Here is a 19063-nt window from a genome sequence, read left to right as displayed (position 1 = left end):
ATGGACGACCGCACCGAAACGGCGGCAGCCGACGGCACGGACGCGCCGAGCGGGCCCGTGGGTGTGGTGGGCGGGGTCGCCGGGGTGCCTCGGCGGTCCGGCGCGGTGCACCCCGGGGCCGCCGCCGGGTCCGGGCAGGCGCCCCTGGGCGTGCCCGCAGCCCGCAAGGGCGGGCGCCCGCCCTCGCGGGCCGGCGCAGGCCGCGGCGGGGCGGGCGGCACCGGGCGGGTCTCCGGCGGCTGGACCCCGTGGCTCTACCTCGCGCCCGCGCTCGTCGTGCTGGGCGGGCTGCTCGTCTACCCGATCTACCAACTCGGCCTGATCTCCCTCTTCGAGTACACCCAGGCCCAGGTCAGCGGCGGGGAACCGGCCACCTTCCAGGGCCTCGGGAACTACGCCGCGCTGTTCGGCGACCCGCAGTTCTGGCAGGTGCTGCTCGCCACCGTGCTGTTCGCGGCGGCCTGCGTCGTCTCCACCCTCGCCGTCGGCTGCGCCCTCGCCGTGCTTCTGACCCGCGTACGGGCCGTGCCCCGGCTCGCGCTGATGCTGGCCGCCATGGGCGCCTGGGCGACCCCGGCCGTGACCGGCTCCACGGTCTGGCTGTTCCTGTTCGACCCGGACTTCGGCCCGGTGAACCGGATGCTCGGCCTCGGCGACCACTCCTGGACCTACGGCCGCCTCAGCGCCTTCTTCCTGGTGCTGCTCGAAGTGGTGTGGTGTTCCTTCCCGTTCGTGATGGTGACCGTGTACGCGGGGATCCGCGCGGTTCCCGGCGAGGTGCTGGAGGCCGCCTCCCTGGACGGGGCCTCGCAATGGCGGATCTGGCGGTCCGTGCTCGTCCCGATGCTGCGCCCGATCCTGGTCGTCGTCACCATCCAGTCGGTCATCTGGGACTTCAAGGTCTTCACCCAGATCTACGTCATGACGGGCGGGGGAGGCATCGCCGGCCAGAACCTCGTCCTCAACGTCTACGCCTACCAGCAGGCGTTCGCGTCCTCGCAGTACGGCCTGGGCTCCGCGATCGGCATCGTGATGCTGCTGATCCTGCTCGCCGTCACGCTGGTGTACCTGAGGCTGCTGCGCCGGCAGGGGGAGGAACTGTGAACCGTGCACGCGCCCTGGTGCGCCGGCCCGGGCGGCTGGCCGCCGAGGCCTCGGCCCTGCTGATCGCCGTCGTCGTCGCGTTCCCGCTGTACTGGATGGTGCTCAGCGCCTTCAAACCGGCCGGGGAGATCGAGTCGAGCGAGCCGCGGCCCTGGACCCTCGCGCCCTCCACGGACTCCTTCCGCCGGGTCCTCGGGCAGCAGGAATTCGGCCGCTACTTCCTCAACAGCCTTCTCGTCGCGGGCTGCGTGGTGCTCGCCTCCGCGCTCATCGCCTTCCTCGCCGCGACCGCCGTGACGCGCTTCCGGTTCCGGATGCGCACCACATTGCTGATCATGTTCCTGGTGGCGCAGATGGTGCCCGTGGAGGCCCTCACGATCCCCTTGTTCTTCCTCATGCGGGACGCCGGCCAGCTCAACACCCTCGGGGCGCTGATCCTGCCGCACATCGCCTTCTCGCTGCCCTTCGCGATCTGGATGCTGCGCGGGTTCGTGAAGGCCGTCCCGGAGGCGCTGGAGGAGGCCGCGTACATCGACGGCGCGAGCCGGGCGCGGTTCCTCTGGCAGATCCTCTTCCCGCTCGTCCTGCCCGGCCTCGTCGCCACCAGCGTGTTCTCGTTCATCTCCGCGTGGAACGACTTCCTCTTCGCCAAGTCGTTCATCATCAGCGACACGTCGCAGTCGACCCTGCCGATGGCCCTGCTGGTGTTCTACAAGCCCGACGATCCGGACTGGGGCGGTGTCATGGCCGCCTCCACGGTGATGACGATCCCCGTGCTGGTCTTCTTCGTACTCGTACAGCGGCGCCTGGTCTCCGGCCTGGGCGGCGCGGTGAAGGACTGACATGAGCGACCTGATCCCGGCCCCCCGCGTCCTCACCCCGGGTGGTGGCGAGGTGCGGCTGACGCCGGACTCCCGCCTGCACGCCGAAGCGCCCGTCGAGGCTGTCGCACGCCTGCTGGGCGGCGCCCTGCGGCAGGCCACCGGCCTGCCGCTGCGCGAGGGGGCCGGCACCGCGGCGACCGGCGACGACATCCGGCTGCGGCTGCGGCCCGGGCTCGGCCCCGAGGAGTACCGCCTCGTCAGCGACGGCGACGGTGTCCTCGTCGAGGGCGGCGGCACGGCCGGTGTCTTCTGGGGCGCCCAGACGCTGCGTCAGCTCCTCGGCCCCGACGCCTACCGCCGGGCCCCCGTCGACCGCGACCGCGTCTGGGCCGTGCCGCACCTGACGGTCGAGGACGCGCCGCGCTTCGCCTGGCGTGGTCTGATGCTCGACGTCGCCCGGCACTTCCTGCCCAAGGAAGGCGTCCTGCGCTACCTCGACCTCATGGCGGCGCACAAACTCAACGTCTTCCACTTCCATCTGACGGACGACCAGGGCTGGCGCATCGAGATCCGCCGCCACCCGCGCCTCACCGAGGTCGGCTCCTGGCGGGCGCGTACCAAAACCGGCCACCGGGCCTCGCCGCTGTGGGAGGACAAGCCGCACGGCGGCTACTACACCCAGGACGACATCCGCGAGATCGTCGCCTACGCCGCCGAGCGGCACATCACCGTCGTCCCCGAGATCGACGTGCCCGGACACTCCCAGGCCGCCATCGCCGCCTACCCGGAACTCGGCAACACCGACGTCGTCGACACCACCGCCCTCACCGTCTGGGACACCTGGGGCGTCAACCCGAACGTACTCGCCCCCACCGACACCACCCTGCGCTTCTACGAGGGCGTCCTCGAGGAGGTGCTGGAGCTGTTCCCCTCGCGGTTCGTCCACATCGGCGGCGACGAGTGCCCCAAGGAGCAGTGGCGGCGGTCGGCCACGGCCCAGGCGCGCATCAGGGAACTCGGGCTCGCGGACGAGGACGCGCTCCAGTCCTGGTTCGTCGGGCACTTCGACGCGTGGCTCACCGCGCGCGGGCGGCGGCTGATCGGCTGGGACGAGATCCTGGAGGGCGGCCTGGCGAAGGGCGCGGCCGTGTCCTCCTGGCGGGGCTACGCCGGGGGCATCGCCGCCGCCCGCGCGGGCCACGACGTCGTCATGTGCCCCGAGCAGCAGGTGTATCTGGACCACCGTCAGGACCCGGGCCCCGAGGAGCCGGTACCGATCGGGTGGGTGCGCACCCTGGAGGACGTCTACCGGTTCGAGCCCGTCCCCCCGGAGCTGACGCCCGAGGAGGCCCGGCACGTGCTGGGCACCCAGGCCAACCTGTGGACGGAGGTGATGGAGGACCAGGGGCGCGTCGACTACCAGGCGTTCCCCCGACTCGCGGCCTTCGCGGAGGTCGCCTGGAGCGACCTGCCGGCCCCGGCGGAACGGGACTTCGCCGCCTTCGACCGCCGGATGAGCGCCCACTACCGGCGGCTGGACGCCCTGGGTGTCGCCTACCGGCCGCCCTCCGGCCCGCTGCCCTGGCAGCGGCGCCCCGGGGTGCTGGGCCGTCCGGCCGACGGCCCTCCGCCGAACCGGTAACAGCCCGTCACGGCGACCGAACAGGTCGAACAGGCCCCGGAAAAAGGGCACAAGGGTCACCGAAAGTGCCAATCGTCACGCACTGGCGAACCTGTGCGAAAACGGACCATGTCGCCGGTGAGGTGGGCGAATGCCTCCTACTGGACCCGTGTCTTCGGCGCTCGCCAAGATGTGCCAGAGTTGCCACGTCCGCCCTGTCAGCACGTACCGTACGGCAGCACAGGTGGGACCAGGTGGGGCAGCGGGAAGGGGCAGCCGGTTTGACCACGCACGCACCGCAGGCGGCGCAGGCCGTCACGCTGCCCACGACGCTGGACGAGGCCGTGGCGGCGCTCACCGCCGTGCCCGCCGCCGTGCCCGTGGCCGGCGGCACCGACCTGATGGCCGCCGTCAACTCCGGGCAGCTCAGGCCCGCCGCGCTCGTGGGCCTCGGCCGGATCAGCGAGATCCGCGGCTGGCAGTACCTGGACGGCCACGCGCTGCTCGGCGCGGGCCTCACGCACGCGCGCATGGGGCGCCCCGACTTCGCGGCGCTCATCCCGGCGCTCGCCGCCGCCGCGCGCGCCGCCGGACCGCCGCACATCCGCAACGCGGGCACCCTGGGCGGCAACATCGCCTCGGCCGCCCCCACGGGCGACGCCCTGCCGGTGCTGGCCGCTCTGGAGGCGACCCTGATCATCGCGGGCCCGGGCGGCGCCCGCCGGGAGATCCCCGTGTCCCACCTGCTCGCCGGGGTGGACATGCTGCGCGCCGGTGAACTCATCGGCTACGTGCGCGTGCCGCTGCTGCACGCCCCGCAGGTCTTCCTGAAGGCCACCGGCCGCACCGGCCCGGGCCGCGCGGTCGCGTCCGTGGCCGTGGTCCTGGACCCGGCGCGCCGGGGCGTGCGCTGCGCGGTGGGTGCCATAGCGCCGATGCCGCTGCGGCCCCTGGAGGCCGAGCAGTGGGTCGGCGCACTCATCGACTGGGACAACAACCGCGCGCTCGTCCCGGAGGCCCTGAACGCCTTCGGGGAGTACGTCGCCGCGGCCTGCATCCCCGACCCGGCCCCGGGCGAGGACGGTTCCGTACCGCAGCTCCCGCCCGCCGTACTGCACCTGCGGCGCACCGTCGCCGCGCTGGCCCGACGAGCACTGGGGAGGGCGCTGTCGTGAGCGACGACCGGCACGGAGAGGGCACACCCCGCAGCGGAGGCCGCTGGGACCCGCTGCCCCAGGGCGAGTACGACGACGGCGCCACCGCCTTCGTCGAGCTTCCCGAGGGTGGCGTGGACGCCCTGCTGGCCGCCGACAGCCCGCTCGCCGCGCCCGGCCACGGCTACGTGCCGCCGCAGATAACGGTCAGCCCCGCGACGACGGCCGGCACCGACCCGGCGGCCACCGGCAGCTGGCCGGTGCCGGGCCCGCCCGCCGACGGGGTGCAGTGGCACGAGCCCCACGCGGCACACGGGCAGCAGGGCCACGACGTGCCGGAGACGTCCTACGGCCCCGACCCGTCCTACGGCGCGCAGACGCCCTACGAGACCCCGGCTCCGTACGCCTCCGCGGCCCCCTACGGCCCCGGAGCGGAACAGCACGGCACCGGGCAGCACGGCGACGACCGGTTCACCTACGAGCCGGGAAGCACCGGTCAGTGGACCTACGAGGAGCCCGGCACGGACGGGCCGGCGCCCGGCCACGACGTGACCGGGCAGTGGTCGATCCCCGTCGCCCAGGGCGACCTGCCGGACGAATCGGGCGAGTTCACGACCTCCTCGCTGGTCGAGCAGTGGGGAGCCGAACCGCCGGCGACCCTGCCGGGCGGCGCGCCCGCCCCCTGGGCGACCCAGGCCGTGGGACAGCCGTGGGGACAGCAGGCCCTGGCCGGACAGGGACACCCGGGACCGGACCACGGCCCGGCGGAGCACGGCGGCGCCCCGGGCCACACCCCGGAGCAAGGGCCCGACCCGACCCTGCCGGCACGGACGGAGCCGCGCGGGGACGACGGCGACCACGCGGACCCCTCCGGTGGTACCCACGGCGGCCACGCGGGCGCGCGCGGAAGTCACGCGCGACTGCCGCAGGACCCTGCCGCCCCGCACGCGACGCACGCCACCCCGGGCGAGGACCTCACCGGGTCCCGGGCCACGCACGCGGCCTCCCACCGAGGTCACATGGCTCCCGAGGACGACCGGGAGAGCGGCGCCGCCGCGCCCCACGGGACGCAGGCCACCGAGGACGGGCACCCCGGCGATCCGCACGGCCGCTTCGGATACGCGCCGCCCCAGGGCGCCGGGCACGCCGACGGCACCGGCCACGCCGACGGCACCGGTCACGCGCCGGACGAGCCGGCTGCGCAAGGCCCGGCCACCGGACCCGGGCACGCACGGCAGCCGTCCGGCCTCGACGGCCACGCCACGGACGCGGCGGACCACGGGCCGTCCGGACCGCACGCCCACGCGCCGGACGACGGTGCCTCCGAGGCGGGCTCCGAGACGGTTCCCGACGCCGATGCCGACGCGGATGCCGATGCCGATGCCGAGGCCGTGACGCCCGAGCCGTCGGACGGCCCCGGCCCGACCCCGGACCGCCGGAGCCCGCAGGACTCCGAGGGGCCCCAGGGCGGCCAGGAGGCCGCGGAGCGCGCCTCCGGCACCGCAGAGCCCCTCGCCCGCGCCGAGGACGCCCCGGAGGCCCACGAGGGCGCCGAAGGCGCCGCGGAGCCGGCCGCCGGTCACTCTCCCGCACAGGACGGCGCACAGGACGGCGTGCAGGACTCCGCCGAGGACGGCATCCCGGACGGCCTGGAGCCCGAAGGGTCCGCCACCACGGGAGCGCACGAGCCCGGCGCGCCGGGTGAGTCCGCCGCCGCCTCGCAGGAGGAACACCCCCTCGCCTCGTTCGTCCTGCGCGTCAACGGCGCCGACCGCCCCGTCACCGAGGCCTGGATCGGCGAGTCCCTGCTGTACGTGCTGCGCGAGCGGCTCGGGCTCGCGGGCGCCAAGGACGGCTGCTCGCAAGGTGAGTGCGGGGCGTGCAACGTCCAGGTGGACGGCCGTCTCGTCGCCTCCTGCCTGGTCCCCGCCGTGACCGCCGCCGGCAGCGAGGTCCGTACCGTCGAAGGGCTGGCCGACGACGGGCAACCGTCGGACGTACAGCGGGCCCTCGCGCGCTGCGGCGCCGTGCAGTGCGGCTTCTGCATCCCCGGCATGGCGATGACGGTGCACGACCTGCTGGAGGGCAACCCCGCCCCGACCGAGCTGGAGACCCGCCAGGCGCTGTGCGGCAACCTGTGCCGCTGCTCCGGCTACCGGGGCGTGGTGGAGGCCGTCAAGGAGGTCGTCGCCGAACGCGAGGCGCTCGCCGCGCCCGCCGAGGGGGACGGCGACCAGGCCCGCATCCCGCACCAGGCCGGCCCCGGCGCCGGTGGCGTGAACGCCTCGGCCTTCGGGGCGCCCCCGCAACCGCACGCGCCCGGACCGCACTCCCCGGAACCGCACGACCAGCCCTACGGCCAGGACGGAGGCCCCGCGTGAGCAACGAAGCAGCCACCGCGCAGGCCGCGGAGGCGCCCCCCGCCCCCGAGCCCCTGCCGCACGGCCTGGGCGCCTCCCTCCCGGCCGCCGACGCCCGCGCCAAGACGGAGGGCACCTTCCCCTACGCCGCCGACCTGTGGGCCGAGGGCCTGCTGTGGGCGGCCGTGCTGCGCTCCCCGCACCCGCACGCGCGCATCGTGTCCGTCGACACCACGCACGCGCGCGAGATGCCCGGCGTGCGCGCCGTCGTCACCCACGAGGACGTCCCCGGCCGGCCGCTGCACGGCCGCGGCACGGCCGACCGCCCGGTCTTCGCCTCCGAGGTGGTGCGCCACCACGGCGAGCCCATCGCCGCCGTCGCCGCCGACCACCCCGACACCGCGCGCATGGCGGCCGCCGCCGTCATCGTCGAGTACGAGGTGCTCGACCCGGTCACCGACCCGGAGCAGGCCTTCGAGGCCGAACCGCTGCACCCCGACGGCAACCTGATCCGGCACATCCCGCTGCACCACGGCGACCCCGAGGCGGCCGGCGAGGTCGTCGTCGAGGGCCTGTACCGCATCGGCCGCCAGGACCCGGCCCCCATCGGCGCCGAGGCGGGCCTGGCCGTACCGCGCCCGGACGGCGGTGTGGAGCTGTACCTGGCCTCCACGGACCCGCACGCCGACCGCGACGCGGCCGCCGCCGCGTTCGGCCTGGAACCCGAGCGCGTCAAGGTCGTCGTCACCGGCGTCCCCGGCGCCACGGCCGACCGCGAGGACCGGGGCTTCCAGCTCCCGCTCGGCCTGCTCGCCCTGCGCACCGGCTGCCCGGTGAAGCTCACCGCCACGCGCGAGGAGTCCTTCCTCGGGCACACCCACCGCCATCCCACGCTCCTGCGCTACCGCCACCACGCCGACGGCGAGGGACGGCTCGTCAAGGTCGAGGCGCAGATCCTGCTCGACGCGGGCGCCTACGCCGACACCTCCGCCGACGCCCTGGCCGCCGCGGTCGCCTTCGCCTGCGGCCCGTACGTCGTGCCGAACGCCTTCATCGAGGGCTGGGCCGTCCGCACGAACAACCCCCCGTCCGGACACGTGCGCGGCGAGGGTGCCATGCAGGTCTGCGCCGCCTACGAGGCGCAGATGGACAAGATCGCCAAAAAGCTCGGCCTCGACCCGGCCGAGGTGCGCCTGTGCAACGCCATGGCCACCGGCGACGTCCTGCCGACCGGCCAGACGGTCACCTGCCCGGCACCGGTCGCCGAACTCCTCCAGGCCGTGCGGGACTTCCCGCTGCCGGCGCTGCCCAAGGACACCCCCGAGGACGAGTGGCTGCTGCCCGGCGGCCCCGAGGGCGCGGGCGAACCGGGCGCCGTGCGCCGGGGCGTGGGCTACGGCGTGGGCATGGTGCACATGCTCGGCGCGGAGGGCGCGGACGAGGTCTCCACGGCGACCGTGAAGGTCCACGACGGCGTGGCGACGGTGCTGTGCGCCGCCGTCGAGACCGGGCAGGGCTTCACCACCCTGGCCCGGCAGATCGTCCAGGAGACCCTCGGCGTCGACGAGGTGCACGTGGCGCCCGTCGACACCGACCAGCCCCCGGCGGGCGCGGGCTGCCGCGGCCGGCACACCTGGGTGTCGGGCGGTGCGGTAGAACGCGCGGCCAAGATGGTCCGCACCCAGCTCCTCCAGCCGCTGGCCCACAAGTTCGGCATGTCCACCGAGCTGCTGCAGATCACCGACGGCAAGATCACGTCGTACGACGGGGTCCTCTCCACGACCGTCACCGAGGCGCTGGACGGCAAGGAACTGTGGGCCACCGCCCAGTGCCGCCCGCACCCCACCGAGCCGCTGAACGAGGCCGGGCAGGGCGACGCGTTCGTCGGCATGGCCTTCTGCGCGATCCGCGCGGTGGTCGACGTCGACATCGAGATCGGCTCCGTACGGGTCGTGGAACTGGCCGTCGCCCAGGACGTGGGCCGGGTCCTCAACCCGGCGCAGCTGGCCGCCCGGATCGAGGCGGGCGTCACCCAGGGCGTGGGCATCGCGCTCACCGAGAACCTGCGCACCCCCCGCGGACTGATCCGCCACCCCGACCTGACCGGGTACGCCCTGCCCACGGCACTGGACGCGCCCGACATCCGCATCGTCCGGCTGGTCGAGGAGCGGGACGTGGTGGCGCCGTTCGGCGCGAAGGCGGTCAGCGCGGTGCCGGTGGTGGCGTCCCCGGCCGCCGTCGCCTCCGCCGTGCGCGCCGCGACCGGCCGCCCGGTCAACCGCCTGCCCATCCGCCCGCAGGCCGCGGTGGTCACGGACCGCGCCTGACGCCGTCCGGCGGGTTCCGGCGGTGTGTGGCCGGTCCCTGCAGGCGTGCCTGTCCCCGGCCGCGAAGGGTCCGACGGGCTCGGAGGGAACGCGCACGGGTGGTTCGGGCGTCCTCACAGGTGACGGGTCGTGCGGGCCGGGCATCCGGCTCGCGGGCGCGTCGCTGCTCCGGGGCGTTGTCAGTGGTGGCGCGTAGTGTTCCGGTCAGTGGGGGACGGCTGCCGGGCCTGGCCGGGCGGCTCGCCGTACCCCCTTCGGGGGACGGTGGCGAGCGCATGCGGGGGACTTCATGAGGACGACGGACACCGGTTGCGTGACGATCACTCTCACCCGGCCCGAGCCGGACCCGTGGGTGGCGTACCTGCCGGAGGGGCACTGGCTCATCGGCCCCGGACTGCCGTACGCCGACGGCGTGCTGGGCTTCGGGCAGCCGAGGGGCGACGGCCCGCGCACGGTCGCCGGGGTGACCGGCGAGACCTTCGCCACGCACTTCCGCCGGGCCCGGCCCGCCGTGATGGACCGCCGGCTCCTGACCCCGGCCCTGCGGAAGCTGATCCGCTGTGCGGAGGTCACGGACGAACTGGCCGGGCTGCGCCGCGAGTTCGCCGCCCGCGCCGGCCGCTGCGGCCCGGAGGCGGTGGCCGAGGCGTCCCGGCACCTGCTGTCCGTCTTCCGCGACGGTGAGGGCGGCGCACCGGGCCCCTTCGAGGTCATGGCGCCGCTGATCCGCCCCCTGTCGCCGCTCGCGGGCCGCGACGGCGGCTCCGGCCTGTCCCTGGACCTCCCGCACCGCCTGCTGGGCCAGGAGTTCGGCCCGCGCGGGGTCGTCCGCTTCGAGGACGTCGACTTCCCCGCGGCCCTCACCCACGAGCCGACCCGCCGCTTCCTGCGCGAGGTCGGCCTGCCGGAGGAGGCACACGTCTTCTCCCTCGACACCGACGTCCCGCTGGCGACGCCGTCCGGGTACCACGCCGACTGCGCGGCCCCGGCGTGCCCGCCCGCCGGGGCCGGCCACCTGATACGGCTCGGGTCCCTGGTGGAGGGCCACAGCCTGCTCGTGGACGGCGAGTCGGGCGCGGTCCTCGACTGGGACGAGACCGAGTCGGCGCTGCGCCCGCTGACCACGGACGTCTCCACCCTCGCCTTCGCCCTGTGGCTGCTGCACCGGGAGCAGACGCCGGACACCCGCGCGTCCCACGCGCTGACGCCCGACGCGCACGACCAACTGGCCATGACGATGCTCCAGGTCCTGGCCGCGGCCGACCCTGCGAACGGCACGGCGGCCCGGACGGACGGTCACCACGGGACCGCGGCGTCCCGGAACGGGGCGGACGGAGTGCTGTGAGGACGCCGCACGGCTGACGGACGACGCGGGCGGTGCGAGCGCGGGGGGTGAGGGCCGTGCGCCTCCCGTCGCCGCGAGCGGCGTCCCGCTCCCTCCTGGTTGCGCCCGTTGCGCCCCGAATGCGCTCTGGCGTGTCCCCGGCCACCGGCCGCACGCTCGAACCCATGGGGGATACACGCGAGTCGAGCATCATCCCGTTGCCCGGGCCCGACGGTCACCGGCAGGCGCCCTGGGGCGTGCCACGGCCGTGGGAGAGAACCGACCGGGCCCAGGCGGCGCTGGAGGGCGCCACCGGCCCGGAGCCGCCCGCCCCGCCCGTCTGCCCCGCCTGCGGCCTGGTCGGCGACCGCCGCGTCACCTACTACGGCCGGCACGTCCTGCTCGAACCCGACCTGCCGGTGCCCGCGCACATGGTGCCGGCCTGGCACCGCTGGTACGTCGACTCCGACGGCACGGCCTGGAACAGCCGCGAGACCGAACCGGAAGCGGGCGCGGTGTGCCGCATCCCGCACCGCATCACCTGCCCCGCCCTGCGGCTGGAGGAGGTGGGCCTGTGGCGCTGGCTGGACGCGGTCCGAGCGGAGAACGCGCGCGCAGCCCTGCGCGGCGCCGCCGGCGGGCCCGCCCCAGAACCCCCGGGAGCCCTCCCGAACGCGGGCTGACCACACGGGCGCCCGCCCTTCACAGCACCGGCAGCTGCGGCAGGAACCAGCCTCGCATTTCCACTCGAAGCGGCTGTGGGGCCTGTTTCAACGCTTATCTCTGTAATTGTCGAAGGTTCAATCAGGGTTTCATTTTCGGCGTCATGGGCAGGTTGCGAAGTTGCGTAAACTAAGGTTGCATGGAATTGCGAGCCAGGAGTGAGGTGACGGAAATGGTGGCCGAAGTCAAGTTCGTCAGGCTTGAATGCCTGGAGACAGAGGACAATGGTGCGGACGAGCTGTACATGCATTACAACGGTGGCCACTTGGCCGGCATTCAGGATGTGGAGACCGGAGGCAGTTGGCAGCTCGATATCTTCAAGAACGTCGACGGCGACGCCGTGGTCTCCCTTTTCGACGAAGATGACATCGATGAGGACGACAACCTCGGCACCATCGTCATCAGCGAATCCGAGGTGAACGGTGGGCTTCGCTCGCAGGATTTCACGGGCGACGAAGCGCACTATCGCCTCTTCTACAGGGTTCGTCCCGCCGACAACGACTGACGGTCGGCCCGAAAGGTGGTAACGCTCCAGAAGCCGCACGACGTTCCCATAGGGCGGCACCCGGCAGGGGGTGCCGCCCTTTCCTTTTGCCTGGTCAAGGGGTAAGAGGCCGTGGCGGGATTCGAACCCACGTAACTCGCTTTGCAGGCGAGCCCCTGAACCACTCGGGCACACGGCCGTGTTCGTACCTGGTGCAGTGAACGTAGGGCGCGGACGGCGGGGTGTTCAAGGGATGTGGGCGGGGTGCAACGGGACTGCCATACGCCGTTCACGAACGGCGGGACCTACGACCAAGGTCTCAGGGCGGGAGCGGCTCGCGACAGGGGTCAAACGGGGTCACGGGCCTTACGCTGGCGGGCATGAGTGTCCCGAAGCCGCGTGACGCGGATGTCGTAGGTGCCGGTGGCCTGCTCCCCGTCGCCGGGGCCGAGGAGACCGTGCTGGGGCGGAGCCACCGCGCCCTGAGCTTCGGCATCGTCTCCGTCGTCCTGCTCATCGCCTTCGAGGCAACGGCCGTCGGGACCGCGATGCCCGTCGCCGCGCGGGAGCTGGACGGGGTGTCGCTGTACGCGTTCGCGTTCTCCGGGTACTTCACGACCAGCCTGTTCGGGATGGTGCTCTCGGGCCAGTGGTCCGACCGGCGCGGTCCCCTGGGGCCGCTCACCACCGGGATCGCCGCGTTCGGGGCCGGGCTGCTGCTGTCGGGCACGGCCGGGACGATGTGGGTGTTCATCCTGGGCCGGGCCGTGCAGGGGCTCGGCGGCGGACTGGTGATCGTCGCCCTGTACGTCGTCGTCGGGCGGGCCTACCCCGAGCGGCTGCGGCCCGCCATCATGGCCGCGTTCGCCGCGAGCTGGGTGCTGCCCTCCATCGTGGGCCCCCTCGCCGCCGGCACGGTGACCGAGCAACTGGGCTGGCGGTGGGTGTTCACCGGCATACCCGTGCTGGTCGTCCTCCCGCTGGCGCTCGCTCTGCCGCAGATACGGCGGCGCGCGTCCGGGCCGGTGGAGGATCCCGGCCCGGCGGATCCGTCCGCCCCCGCCGGACCGTCCACCGCCTCCTTCGACCTGCGCCGCATCCGCCTCGCCCTCGCCATCTCCCTCGGTGCCGGTCTGCTCCAGTACGCCGCGCAGGATTTGCGGCCCCTGTCGCTGCTGCCCGCGGCCGCCGGGGTGGCGCTGCTCGTGCCCGCCGTGCTCGGGCTGCTGCCGCGCGGCACCTACCGGGCCGCCCGAGGGCTGCCGTCCGTCGTGCTGCTGCGCGGTGTCGCGGCGGGTTCGTTCATCGCCGCCGAGTCGTTCGTGCCGCTGATGCTGGTCACCCAGCGCGGGCTCAGCCCGACCCTGGCCGGGTTCTCGCTCGCCGCGGGCGGCGGGACGTGGGCGCTGGGCTCATGGGTGCAGTCGCGGCCCCGGGTGGAGCCGCACCGCGAGCGGCTGGTCACGGTCGGGATGCTGCTCGTGGCTGCGGCCGTCGCCACCGCGCCGAGCGTGCTGATCGACTCGGTGCCGGTGTGGACCGTGGCCGTCGCCTGGGCCTTCGGATGCTTCGGCATGGGCCTGGTCATCTCCTCCACGAGCGTGCTGCTGCTGAAGCTTTCCGCGCCGGAGGAAGCCGGCAGCAACTCCGCCGCCCTGCAGATCTCCGACGGCCTGTCCAACGTCGTCCTGCTCTCCGCCGGCGGGGCCGCCTTCGCGGCTCTGGGCGGAGGAACGGTGAGCCACGCGGCAGGCCGGGCCACCGGCTCCCACCCCGCGGCCTTCGCCGCCGTGTTCCTCCCGATGGCCGTGGTGGCCCTGGCCGGGGCGTGGGTGTCGACCCGACTGCGTGAGCCCGGGCCCGAGTCCGGCTGAGCCGCTGCGCGGCCTGAACGCGGGTCAGAGTCCGGCTGAGCCGCCGCGGGGCCGCACCCGGGAAAAGCCCTGGTCGCGCCCGGGAGCCGGGCCCTAGCCTCGGTGCATGTCCGAACTCCGCCTGCCCCTCGACCCGGGTCTCCGCCGGGCCCTCGACGACCTCGCCGACGCGCAGGGCCGTACGCCCGAAGAGGTCGCGCTCGACGCCGTACGCGCACACCTGCGGCAGGAGGAGGCGCACGTGCGGGGCGTCGCCGAGGAGCTCGCCCTCGACCACGCCGACCTGCTGCGGAGGCTCGGCGAATGACACGGCACACCCGCTTCCTGACTGTCGCCGAGGTCACCGGCATCGCCGCGATCGCCTTCGGCGGGCGCCCGCCCGAGGCCCGGGCGCCCGGACTGCTGGCCTCCGCCGTGCACCGGCCCCGCGCCCGCATGTTCGGCACGCCCGCCTACCGGGACCTGCACGAGCAGGCCGCCGCCCTCCTGCACGCGCTCGCCACCAACCACCCGCTCGTGGACGGGAACAAGCGCACGGCCTGGCTGGCCACCGCCGTCTTCCTCGCCCTCAACGGTGTCGACCCGGCGGGGGTGGACCAGGACGTGGCGTACGTGCTGGTCGTCGATGTGGCGTCGGGGGCGGAGACGGACGTCGGGCGGATCGCGCAGCGGCTGCGGGCGCTGTGACCGCAGGGCCGCGCCGGCCGTGACGCGGCCCGCGGGGCCGGGGACCGGGGTGTTGTGACGTGAGTCCCACCCGCTCGCGGCGCGGCCCGGTCCGGGCGTGGCGCGGCTCGGGCCGCCGGTAGGGTGGCCCGGTTGTCATACGTAGCCGAGCCGTCAGGCTCCCTCGCACGAGCCGCCCGACCCCCAACGGAGACCGTGACTACCACCGCCGGCACCAGCACCGCCTCGCACCACCTGTCCCCGGCGTTCCCCGGCCGCGCCCCCTGGGGCACCGCCGGAAAGCTGCGCGCCTGGCAGCAGGGTGCGATGGAGAAGTACATCCAGCAGCAGCCGCGGGACTTCCTGGCGGTCGCCACCCCCGGCGCCGGCAAGACGACCTTCGCCCTGACGCTGGCGTCCTGGCTGCTGCACCACCACGTGGTGCAGCAGGTCACCGTGGTGGCCCCGACCGAGCACCTGAAGAAGCAGTGGGCGGAGGCCGCCGCCCGCATAGGGATCAAGCTCGACCCGGAGTACAGCGCCGGGCCCCTCGGCCGGGAGTACCACGGCGTCGCCGTCACCTACGCCGGTGTCGGCGTGCGGCCCATGCTGCACCGCAACCGCGTCGAGCAGCGCAAGACCCTCGTCATCCTCGACGAGATCCACCACGCCGGTGACAGCAAGTCCTGGGGTGAGGCCTGCCTGGAGGCGTTCGAGCCCGCCACCCGGCGGCTGGCCCTGACCGGTACGCCCTTCCGGTCGGACACCAACCCCATCCCCTTCGTCACGTACGAGGAGGGCGACGACGGCATCCGGCGCTCCGCCGCCGACTACACCTACGGCTACGGCAACGCCCTCGCCGACAACGTCGTCCGGCCCGTCATCTTCCTCTCCTACAGCGGCAACATGCGCTGGCGCACCAAGGCCGGTGACGAGGTCGCCGCCCGCCTCGGCGAGCCCATGACCAAGGACGCCATCAGCCAGGCCTGGCGGACGGCTCTTGACCCGCGCGGCGAGTGGATGCCGTCGGTGCTGCGCGCCGCCGACCAGCGGCTGACCGAGGTCAGGAAGGCCATCCCGGACGCGGGCGCGCTGGTCATCGCCTCCGACCAGGACTCGGCGCGCGCCTACGCCAAGCTCATCCGCGAGATCACCGGCACCAGCGCGACCCTTGTGCTGTCCGACGACTCCGGGGCCTCCGAGCGGATCGACGAGTTCAGCGCCGGCACCGACCGGTGGATGGTCGCGGTGCGCATGGTGTCCGAGGGCGTCGATGTGCCGCGTCTCGCGGTCGGGGTCTACGCCACCACCATCTCCACGCCGCTGTTCTTCGCCCAGGCCGTGGGGCGTTTCGTACGGTCCCGGCGGCGCGGCGAGACCGCCTCGGTCTTCCTGCCGACCGTGCCCGACCTGCTCTCCTTCGCCAACGAGATGGAGCGCGAGCGCGACCACGTCCTCGACAAGCCGAAGAAGGCCGGCGAGGAGGACCCGTACGCCGAGTCCGAGAAGGAGATGGACGAGGCGAACCGGGAGCAGGACGAGGACACCGGCGAGCAGGACATGCTTCCCTTCGAGGCGCTGGAGTCCGACGCCGTCTTCGACCGGGTCATGTACAACGGCGCCGAGTTCGGCATGCAGGCGCACCCGGGCAGCGAGGAGGAGCAGGACTACCTCGGCATCCCGGGGCTGCTGGAGCCCGACCAGGTGCAGCTGCTGCTGCAGAAGCGGCAGGCCCGGCAGATCGCGCACAGCCGCAAGAAGCCGGACGAGGAGGCCGACCTGCTCGAACTGCCCGCCGAGCGGCGGCCGGTGGTCTCCCACAAGGAGATGATGGAGCTGCGGCGCCAGCTCAACACCATGGTCGGCGCGTACGTCCACCAGAGCGGCAAGCCGCACGGGGTCATCCACACCGAGCTGCGGCGGGTGTGCGGGGGGCCGCCTGCGGCGGAGGCGACGGCCGGGCAGCTGCGGCAGCGCATCGCCAAGGTGCAGGAGTGGGCCACGCGCATGAAGTGACGGCCCGAGCGGGCTTTCACCATCCTGGGGGGCGCGCATACCGGCCCAAACAAGAGCAGTACACCCCGGGCCGTGACCGGATTCTGGACGGAGCCTTCCGCTCAGCGAACCGGCTTCGCTACTGTCCCGCTACGCACACGCCCCGTGGCAGCGCCGCCGCGGAGCGCAGCCGTGAAGCGACGCGGCCCGGACAGGCCGGGCCGCCGGCCGATCGGCGGCCTCTGTAGCGCGTCGCCGACGGGACCCGGTGACGCATCCGCCGACCGGAGGGCCGCCGACCTCACCACTAAGGAGTGGGCGTCGTGACCGCGGAGACCTCTCAGACGCTCGACCGGGGACTGCGCGTCCTCAAGCTGCTCGCCGACACGGACCACGGACTGACCGTGACCGAGCTCTCCCTGCGGCTGGGTGTGAACCGGACCGTCGTGTACCGGTTGCTCGCGACCCTCGAACAGCACGCGCTGATACGCCGTGACCTGGGCGGACGGGCCAGGGTGGGGCTGGGTGTGCTGCGGCTCGGGCGGCAGGTGCATCCCCTGGTGCGGGAGGCCGCGATGCCGGCGTTGCGGTCGCTGGCCGAGGACATCGGCGCGACGGCGCACCTGACGCTGGTCGACGGGGCGGACGCGCTCGCCGTGGCCGTGGTCGAGCCGACCTGGACGGACTACCACGTCGCCTACCGGGCCGGGTTCCGCCACCCCCTGGACCGGGGCGCCGCCGGCAAGGCGATCCTCTCGGCCCGGCAGCACCCGACGGCCGGCCCGGGCTACACCCTGACCCACGGGGAACTGGAGGCCGGTGCCTGCGGTGCCGCGGCTCCGCTGCTGGGCGTGACGGGCGTCGAGGGCAGCGTGGGCGTGGTGATGCTGGCGGACGTGGTCCCGGAGCGGGTGGGGCCGCGGGTGATGGAAGCGGCGCGCGAGGTCGCCGAGGCCCTGCGCTGACGCCCGCCCCGGGCGGACGGGGCGGCGCGCGTTAGATTGAACCCGTGCTCTCTCGCCTCACACGCCCCCGGGCCCTCGCCGTCTGCGCCCTGCCCGTCGTCGGCCTGCTCGCCACGGCGGTGTTCGCGCCGCTGCCGTTCTCGGTGGCGCAGCCGGGCATGACGGCGAACGTGCTCGGCGAGAACAAGGGCTCCGAGGTCATCACCATCTCGGGAGCGCCCGTCCGCGAGACCCGCGGGCAACTGCGGATGACCACCATCGAGGCCACCTCCCCGGACACCCGCGTCTCGCTCCCCGACGTCGTCGACAGCTGGTTCCGCACCGACCAGACGGTCATGCCGCGCGACTCGGTCTATCCGGGCGGCGGCGACGTGCGGGAGATCGAGCGGCACAACGAGGAGCAGATGAAGCAGTCCCAGGACGCGGCGACCGAGGCCGCGCTGGACTACCTGGGCCTCGACGACGAGGACGTGCGCGTCACCCTGAAGCTCGCGGACGTCGGCGGGCCGAGCGCGGGGCTGCTGTTCTCCCTCGGCATCATCGACAAGCTCGACGGTGACGGCACGGGCGGGGACCTCACCGGCGGCCGGGTCATCGCCGGTACGGGCACGATCGACGCGGCCGGCAAGGTCGGTGCGGTGGGGGGCGTCGCCCTCAAGACACAGGCCGCCCGGCGGGACGGGGCGACGGTGTTCCTGGTGCCGAAGGCGGAGTGCGGGGACGCCCGTGCCGAACTGCCCGAGGGTCTGCGGCTGATCCCCGTGACCACGCTGAAGGGCACGGTGGCCGCACTGGAGGCCCTGGAGACGGGCAAGGGATCCGTCCCCCGCTGCTAATGGGCGGGGACCGCCCGGGCTAATGGGCGGGGACCGCCGGGGGCGGCCGCAGGGCGAGCTTCAGCCCGACCTCGACCAGGGCCCAGCCGAGCCGGGTGCGCAGGTTGTCGCTGCCGGCGGTGGTGCCGGGGGCCGCGGCTTCGGCATGGAGTTCGGCTGCGCGGGCGTGGTGCAGGGCGAGGTGGATGTCCGGGTGCATCGGCTGGTCGCCTCTCATGGCGTCGTCTGACTGGGGAAGAGGTGCGTGTGGACGCGCACGGTCTCCGCGCCCGGGGTGTCCTCCGGCACGGTGCGGTAGCCCTGCACCAGGTCGTGCATCCTCCCGACCAGCTCACGGGCCAGTTCCGGGGTGAGCCGCAGGGTGAAGTCGCTCAGGTCGGTGGCGCCGTCCCACTCCTCGGCCCAGTCGTGTGCGGTGCCGAGCCAGGTGGCGATCTCCTGGGTGTGCACGTTCGCCAGTTCGTAGCGGAACAGCGCGACGGCGCCGCGCACGGCCGGGTCCGGGTTGCTGATCAGAGTCTCGTCGAGCTGGACGCCCTGGTCCACCGCCTTCCACCAGCGCTCCCGTCCCTTGCCGCGCTCCGGGTCGTCCGCGACGAAGCCGTGCGCGGCGAGCTGGCGCAGGTGGTAGCTGGTGGCGCCGCTCGACTCGCCCAGTTTCTCGGCGAGTTGGGAGGCAGTGGCGGGTCCGCCGCGCCGCAGCGTGATCAGCAGGCGCATCCGCAGGGGGTGGGCCAGACCGCGCAGGGAGCGGGCGTCGAGAAGCCGTGCGGAGTGTTCGTCGGGCATGCATGCAAAGGTAGCGT

Annotated in this window: 17 protein-coding genes and 1 tRNA gene; 15 read left to right on the top strand and 3 right to left on the bottom strand. The window is 74.0% G+C overall.

Annotated features, from left to right (window positions below; translation table 11 throughout):
* The 9 genes from ACZ4M5_RS07770 (at position 1) to ACZ4M5_RS07730 (ending at position 11942) form a co-directional block, all read left to right on the top strand.
* Positions 1–1104: a carbohydrate ABC transporter permease gene (locus ACZ4M5_RS07770; protein WP_467734115.1), complete on the top strand. Its 1104-nt coding sequence runs from the start codon at positions 1–3 to the stop codon at positions 1102–1104.
* Complete coding sequence (locus tag ACZ4M5_RS07765) at positions 1101–1946, top strand: carbohydrate ABC transporter permease (RefSeq protein ID WP_467734113.1); 846 nt, start codon at positions 1101–1103, stop codon at positions 1944–1946. Before ACZ4M5_RS07770 ends, ACZ4M5_RS07765 begins: the two co-directional genes overlap by 4 nt.
* 1 nt (position 1947) lies before the next feature.
* Entirely contained in the window at positions 1948–3570 is a 1623-nt protein-coding gene (locus ACZ4M5_RS07760; protein WP_467734111.1) for a beta-N-acetylhexosaminidase, read from the top strand.
* Positions 3571–3830: 260 nt separating this feature from the next.
* Positions 3831–4724, top strand: a complete 894-nt coding sequence (locus tag ACZ4M5_RS07755; protein WP_467734109.1) for an FAD binding domain-containing protein — start codon at positions 3831–3833, stop codon at positions 4722–4724.
* Complete coding sequence (locus ACZ4M5_RS07750; protein WP_467734107.1) at positions 4721–7084, top strand: 2Fe-2S iron-sulfur cluster-binding protein; 2364 nt, start codon at positions 4721–4723, stop codon at positions 7082–7084. The genes ACZ4M5_RS07755 and ACZ4M5_RS07750 overlap by 4 nt, the downstream gene beginning before the upstream one ends.
* Positions 7081–9390, top strand: coding sequence for a xanthine dehydrogenase family protein molybdopterin-binding subunit (locus ACZ4M5_RS07745; RefSeq protein WP_467734105.1), 2310 nt, complete (start codon positions 7081–7083; stop codon positions 9388–9390). Before ACZ4M5_RS07750 ends, ACZ4M5_RS07745 begins: the two co-directional genes overlap by 4 nt.
* A gap of 289 nt (positions 9391–9679) precedes the next feature.
* Positions 9680–10735, top strand: coding sequence for an SUKH-4 family immunity protein (locus tag ACZ4M5_RS07740; protein ID WP_467734103.1), 1056 nt, complete (start codon positions 9680–9682; stop codon positions 10733–10735).
* Between the two features lie 164 nt (positions 10736–10899).
* Positions 10900–11397: a DUF6083 domain-containing protein gene (locus ACZ4M5_RS07735; protein ID WP_467734101.1), complete on the top strand. Its 498-nt coding sequence runs from the start codon at positions 10900–10902 to the stop codon at positions 11395–11397.
* Positions 11398–11600: 203 nt separating this feature from the next.
* Complete coding sequence (locus ACZ4M5_RS07730; RefSeq protein ID WP_467734099.1) at positions 11601–11942, top strand: hypothetical protein; 342 nt, start codon at positions 11601–11603, stop codon at positions 11940–11942.
* A 106-nt stretch (positions 11943–12048) separates the two neighbouring features.
* Here the strand turns inward: ACZ4M5_RS07730 and ACZ4M5_RS07725 are convergent.
* A tRNA-Cys gene (locus tag ACZ4M5_RS07725) sits at positions 12049–12120 on the bottom strand.
* A gap of 181 nt (positions 12121–12301) precedes the next feature.
* On the opposite strand from ACZ4M5_RS07725, the gene ACZ4M5_RS07720 reads away from it, so the two are divergent.
* The 6 genes from ACZ4M5_RS07720 (at position 12302) to ACZ4M5_RS07695 (ending at position 18257) form a co-directional block, all read left to right on the top strand.
* Positions 12302–13795, top strand: a complete 1494-nt coding sequence (locus tag ACZ4M5_RS07720) for an MFS transporter (protein ID WP_467734097.1) — start codon at positions 12302–12304, stop codon at positions 13793–13795.
* 106 nt (positions 13796–13901) lie between these two features.
* Positions 13902–14102: a hypothetical protein gene (locus ACZ4M5_RS07715; RefSeq protein WP_467734095.1), complete on the top strand. Its 201-nt coding sequence runs from the start codon at positions 13902–13904 to the stop codon at positions 14100–14102.
* Entirely contained in the window at positions 14099–14482 is a 384-nt protein-coding gene (locus tag ACZ4M5_RS07710; RefSeq protein WP_467734093.1) for a type II toxin-antitoxin system death-on-curing family toxin, read from the top strand. Before ACZ4M5_RS07715 ends, ACZ4M5_RS07710 begins: the two co-directional genes overlap by 4 nt.
* A 195-nt stretch (positions 14483–14677) precedes the next feature.
* Complete coding sequence (locus ACZ4M5_RS07705; protein WP_467734091.1) at positions 14678–16477, top strand: DEAD/DEAH box helicase; 1800 nt, start codon at positions 14678–14680, stop codon at positions 16475–16477.
* Between the two features lie 302 nt (positions 16478–16779).
* Positions 16780–17421 carry an IclR family transcriptional regulator gene (locus ACZ4M5_RS07700; protein ID WP_467734089.1) on the top strand — a complete coding sequence of 214 codons (642 nt, stop codon included), beginning with the start codon at positions 16780–16782 and terminating at the stop codon, positions 17419–17421.
* 44 nt (positions 17422–17465) lie between these two features.
* Complete coding sequence (locus tag ACZ4M5_RS07695) at positions 17466–18257, top strand: S16 family serine protease (RefSeq protein WP_467734087.1); 792 nt, start codon at positions 17466–17468, stop codon at positions 18255–18257.
* 19 nt (positions 18258–18276) lie between these two features.
* On the opposite strand, the gene ACZ4M5_RS07690 is transcribed toward ACZ4M5_RS07695, so the two are convergent.
* Positions 18277–18456, bottom strand: coding sequence for a hypothetical protein (locus tag ACZ4M5_RS07690; protein WP_467734286.1), 180 nt, complete (start codon positions 18454–18456; stop codon positions 18277–18279).
* A gap of 14 nt (positions 18457–18470) precedes the next feature.
* A complete protein-coding gene (locus ACZ4M5_RS07685) occupies positions 18471–19046 on the bottom strand; it encodes an ArsR/SmtB family transcription factor (RefSeq protein WP_467734085.1) in 576 nt (191 codons plus the stop codon).
* Between the last annotated feature and the right edge of the window lie 17 nt (positions 19047–19063).

The sequence above is a fragment of the Streptomyces sp. NPDC026246 genome (assembly GCF_055567995.1).
Note: the sequence above shows the minus strand (reverse complement) of the source record. Positions and strands in the feature narration are given on the sequence as shown.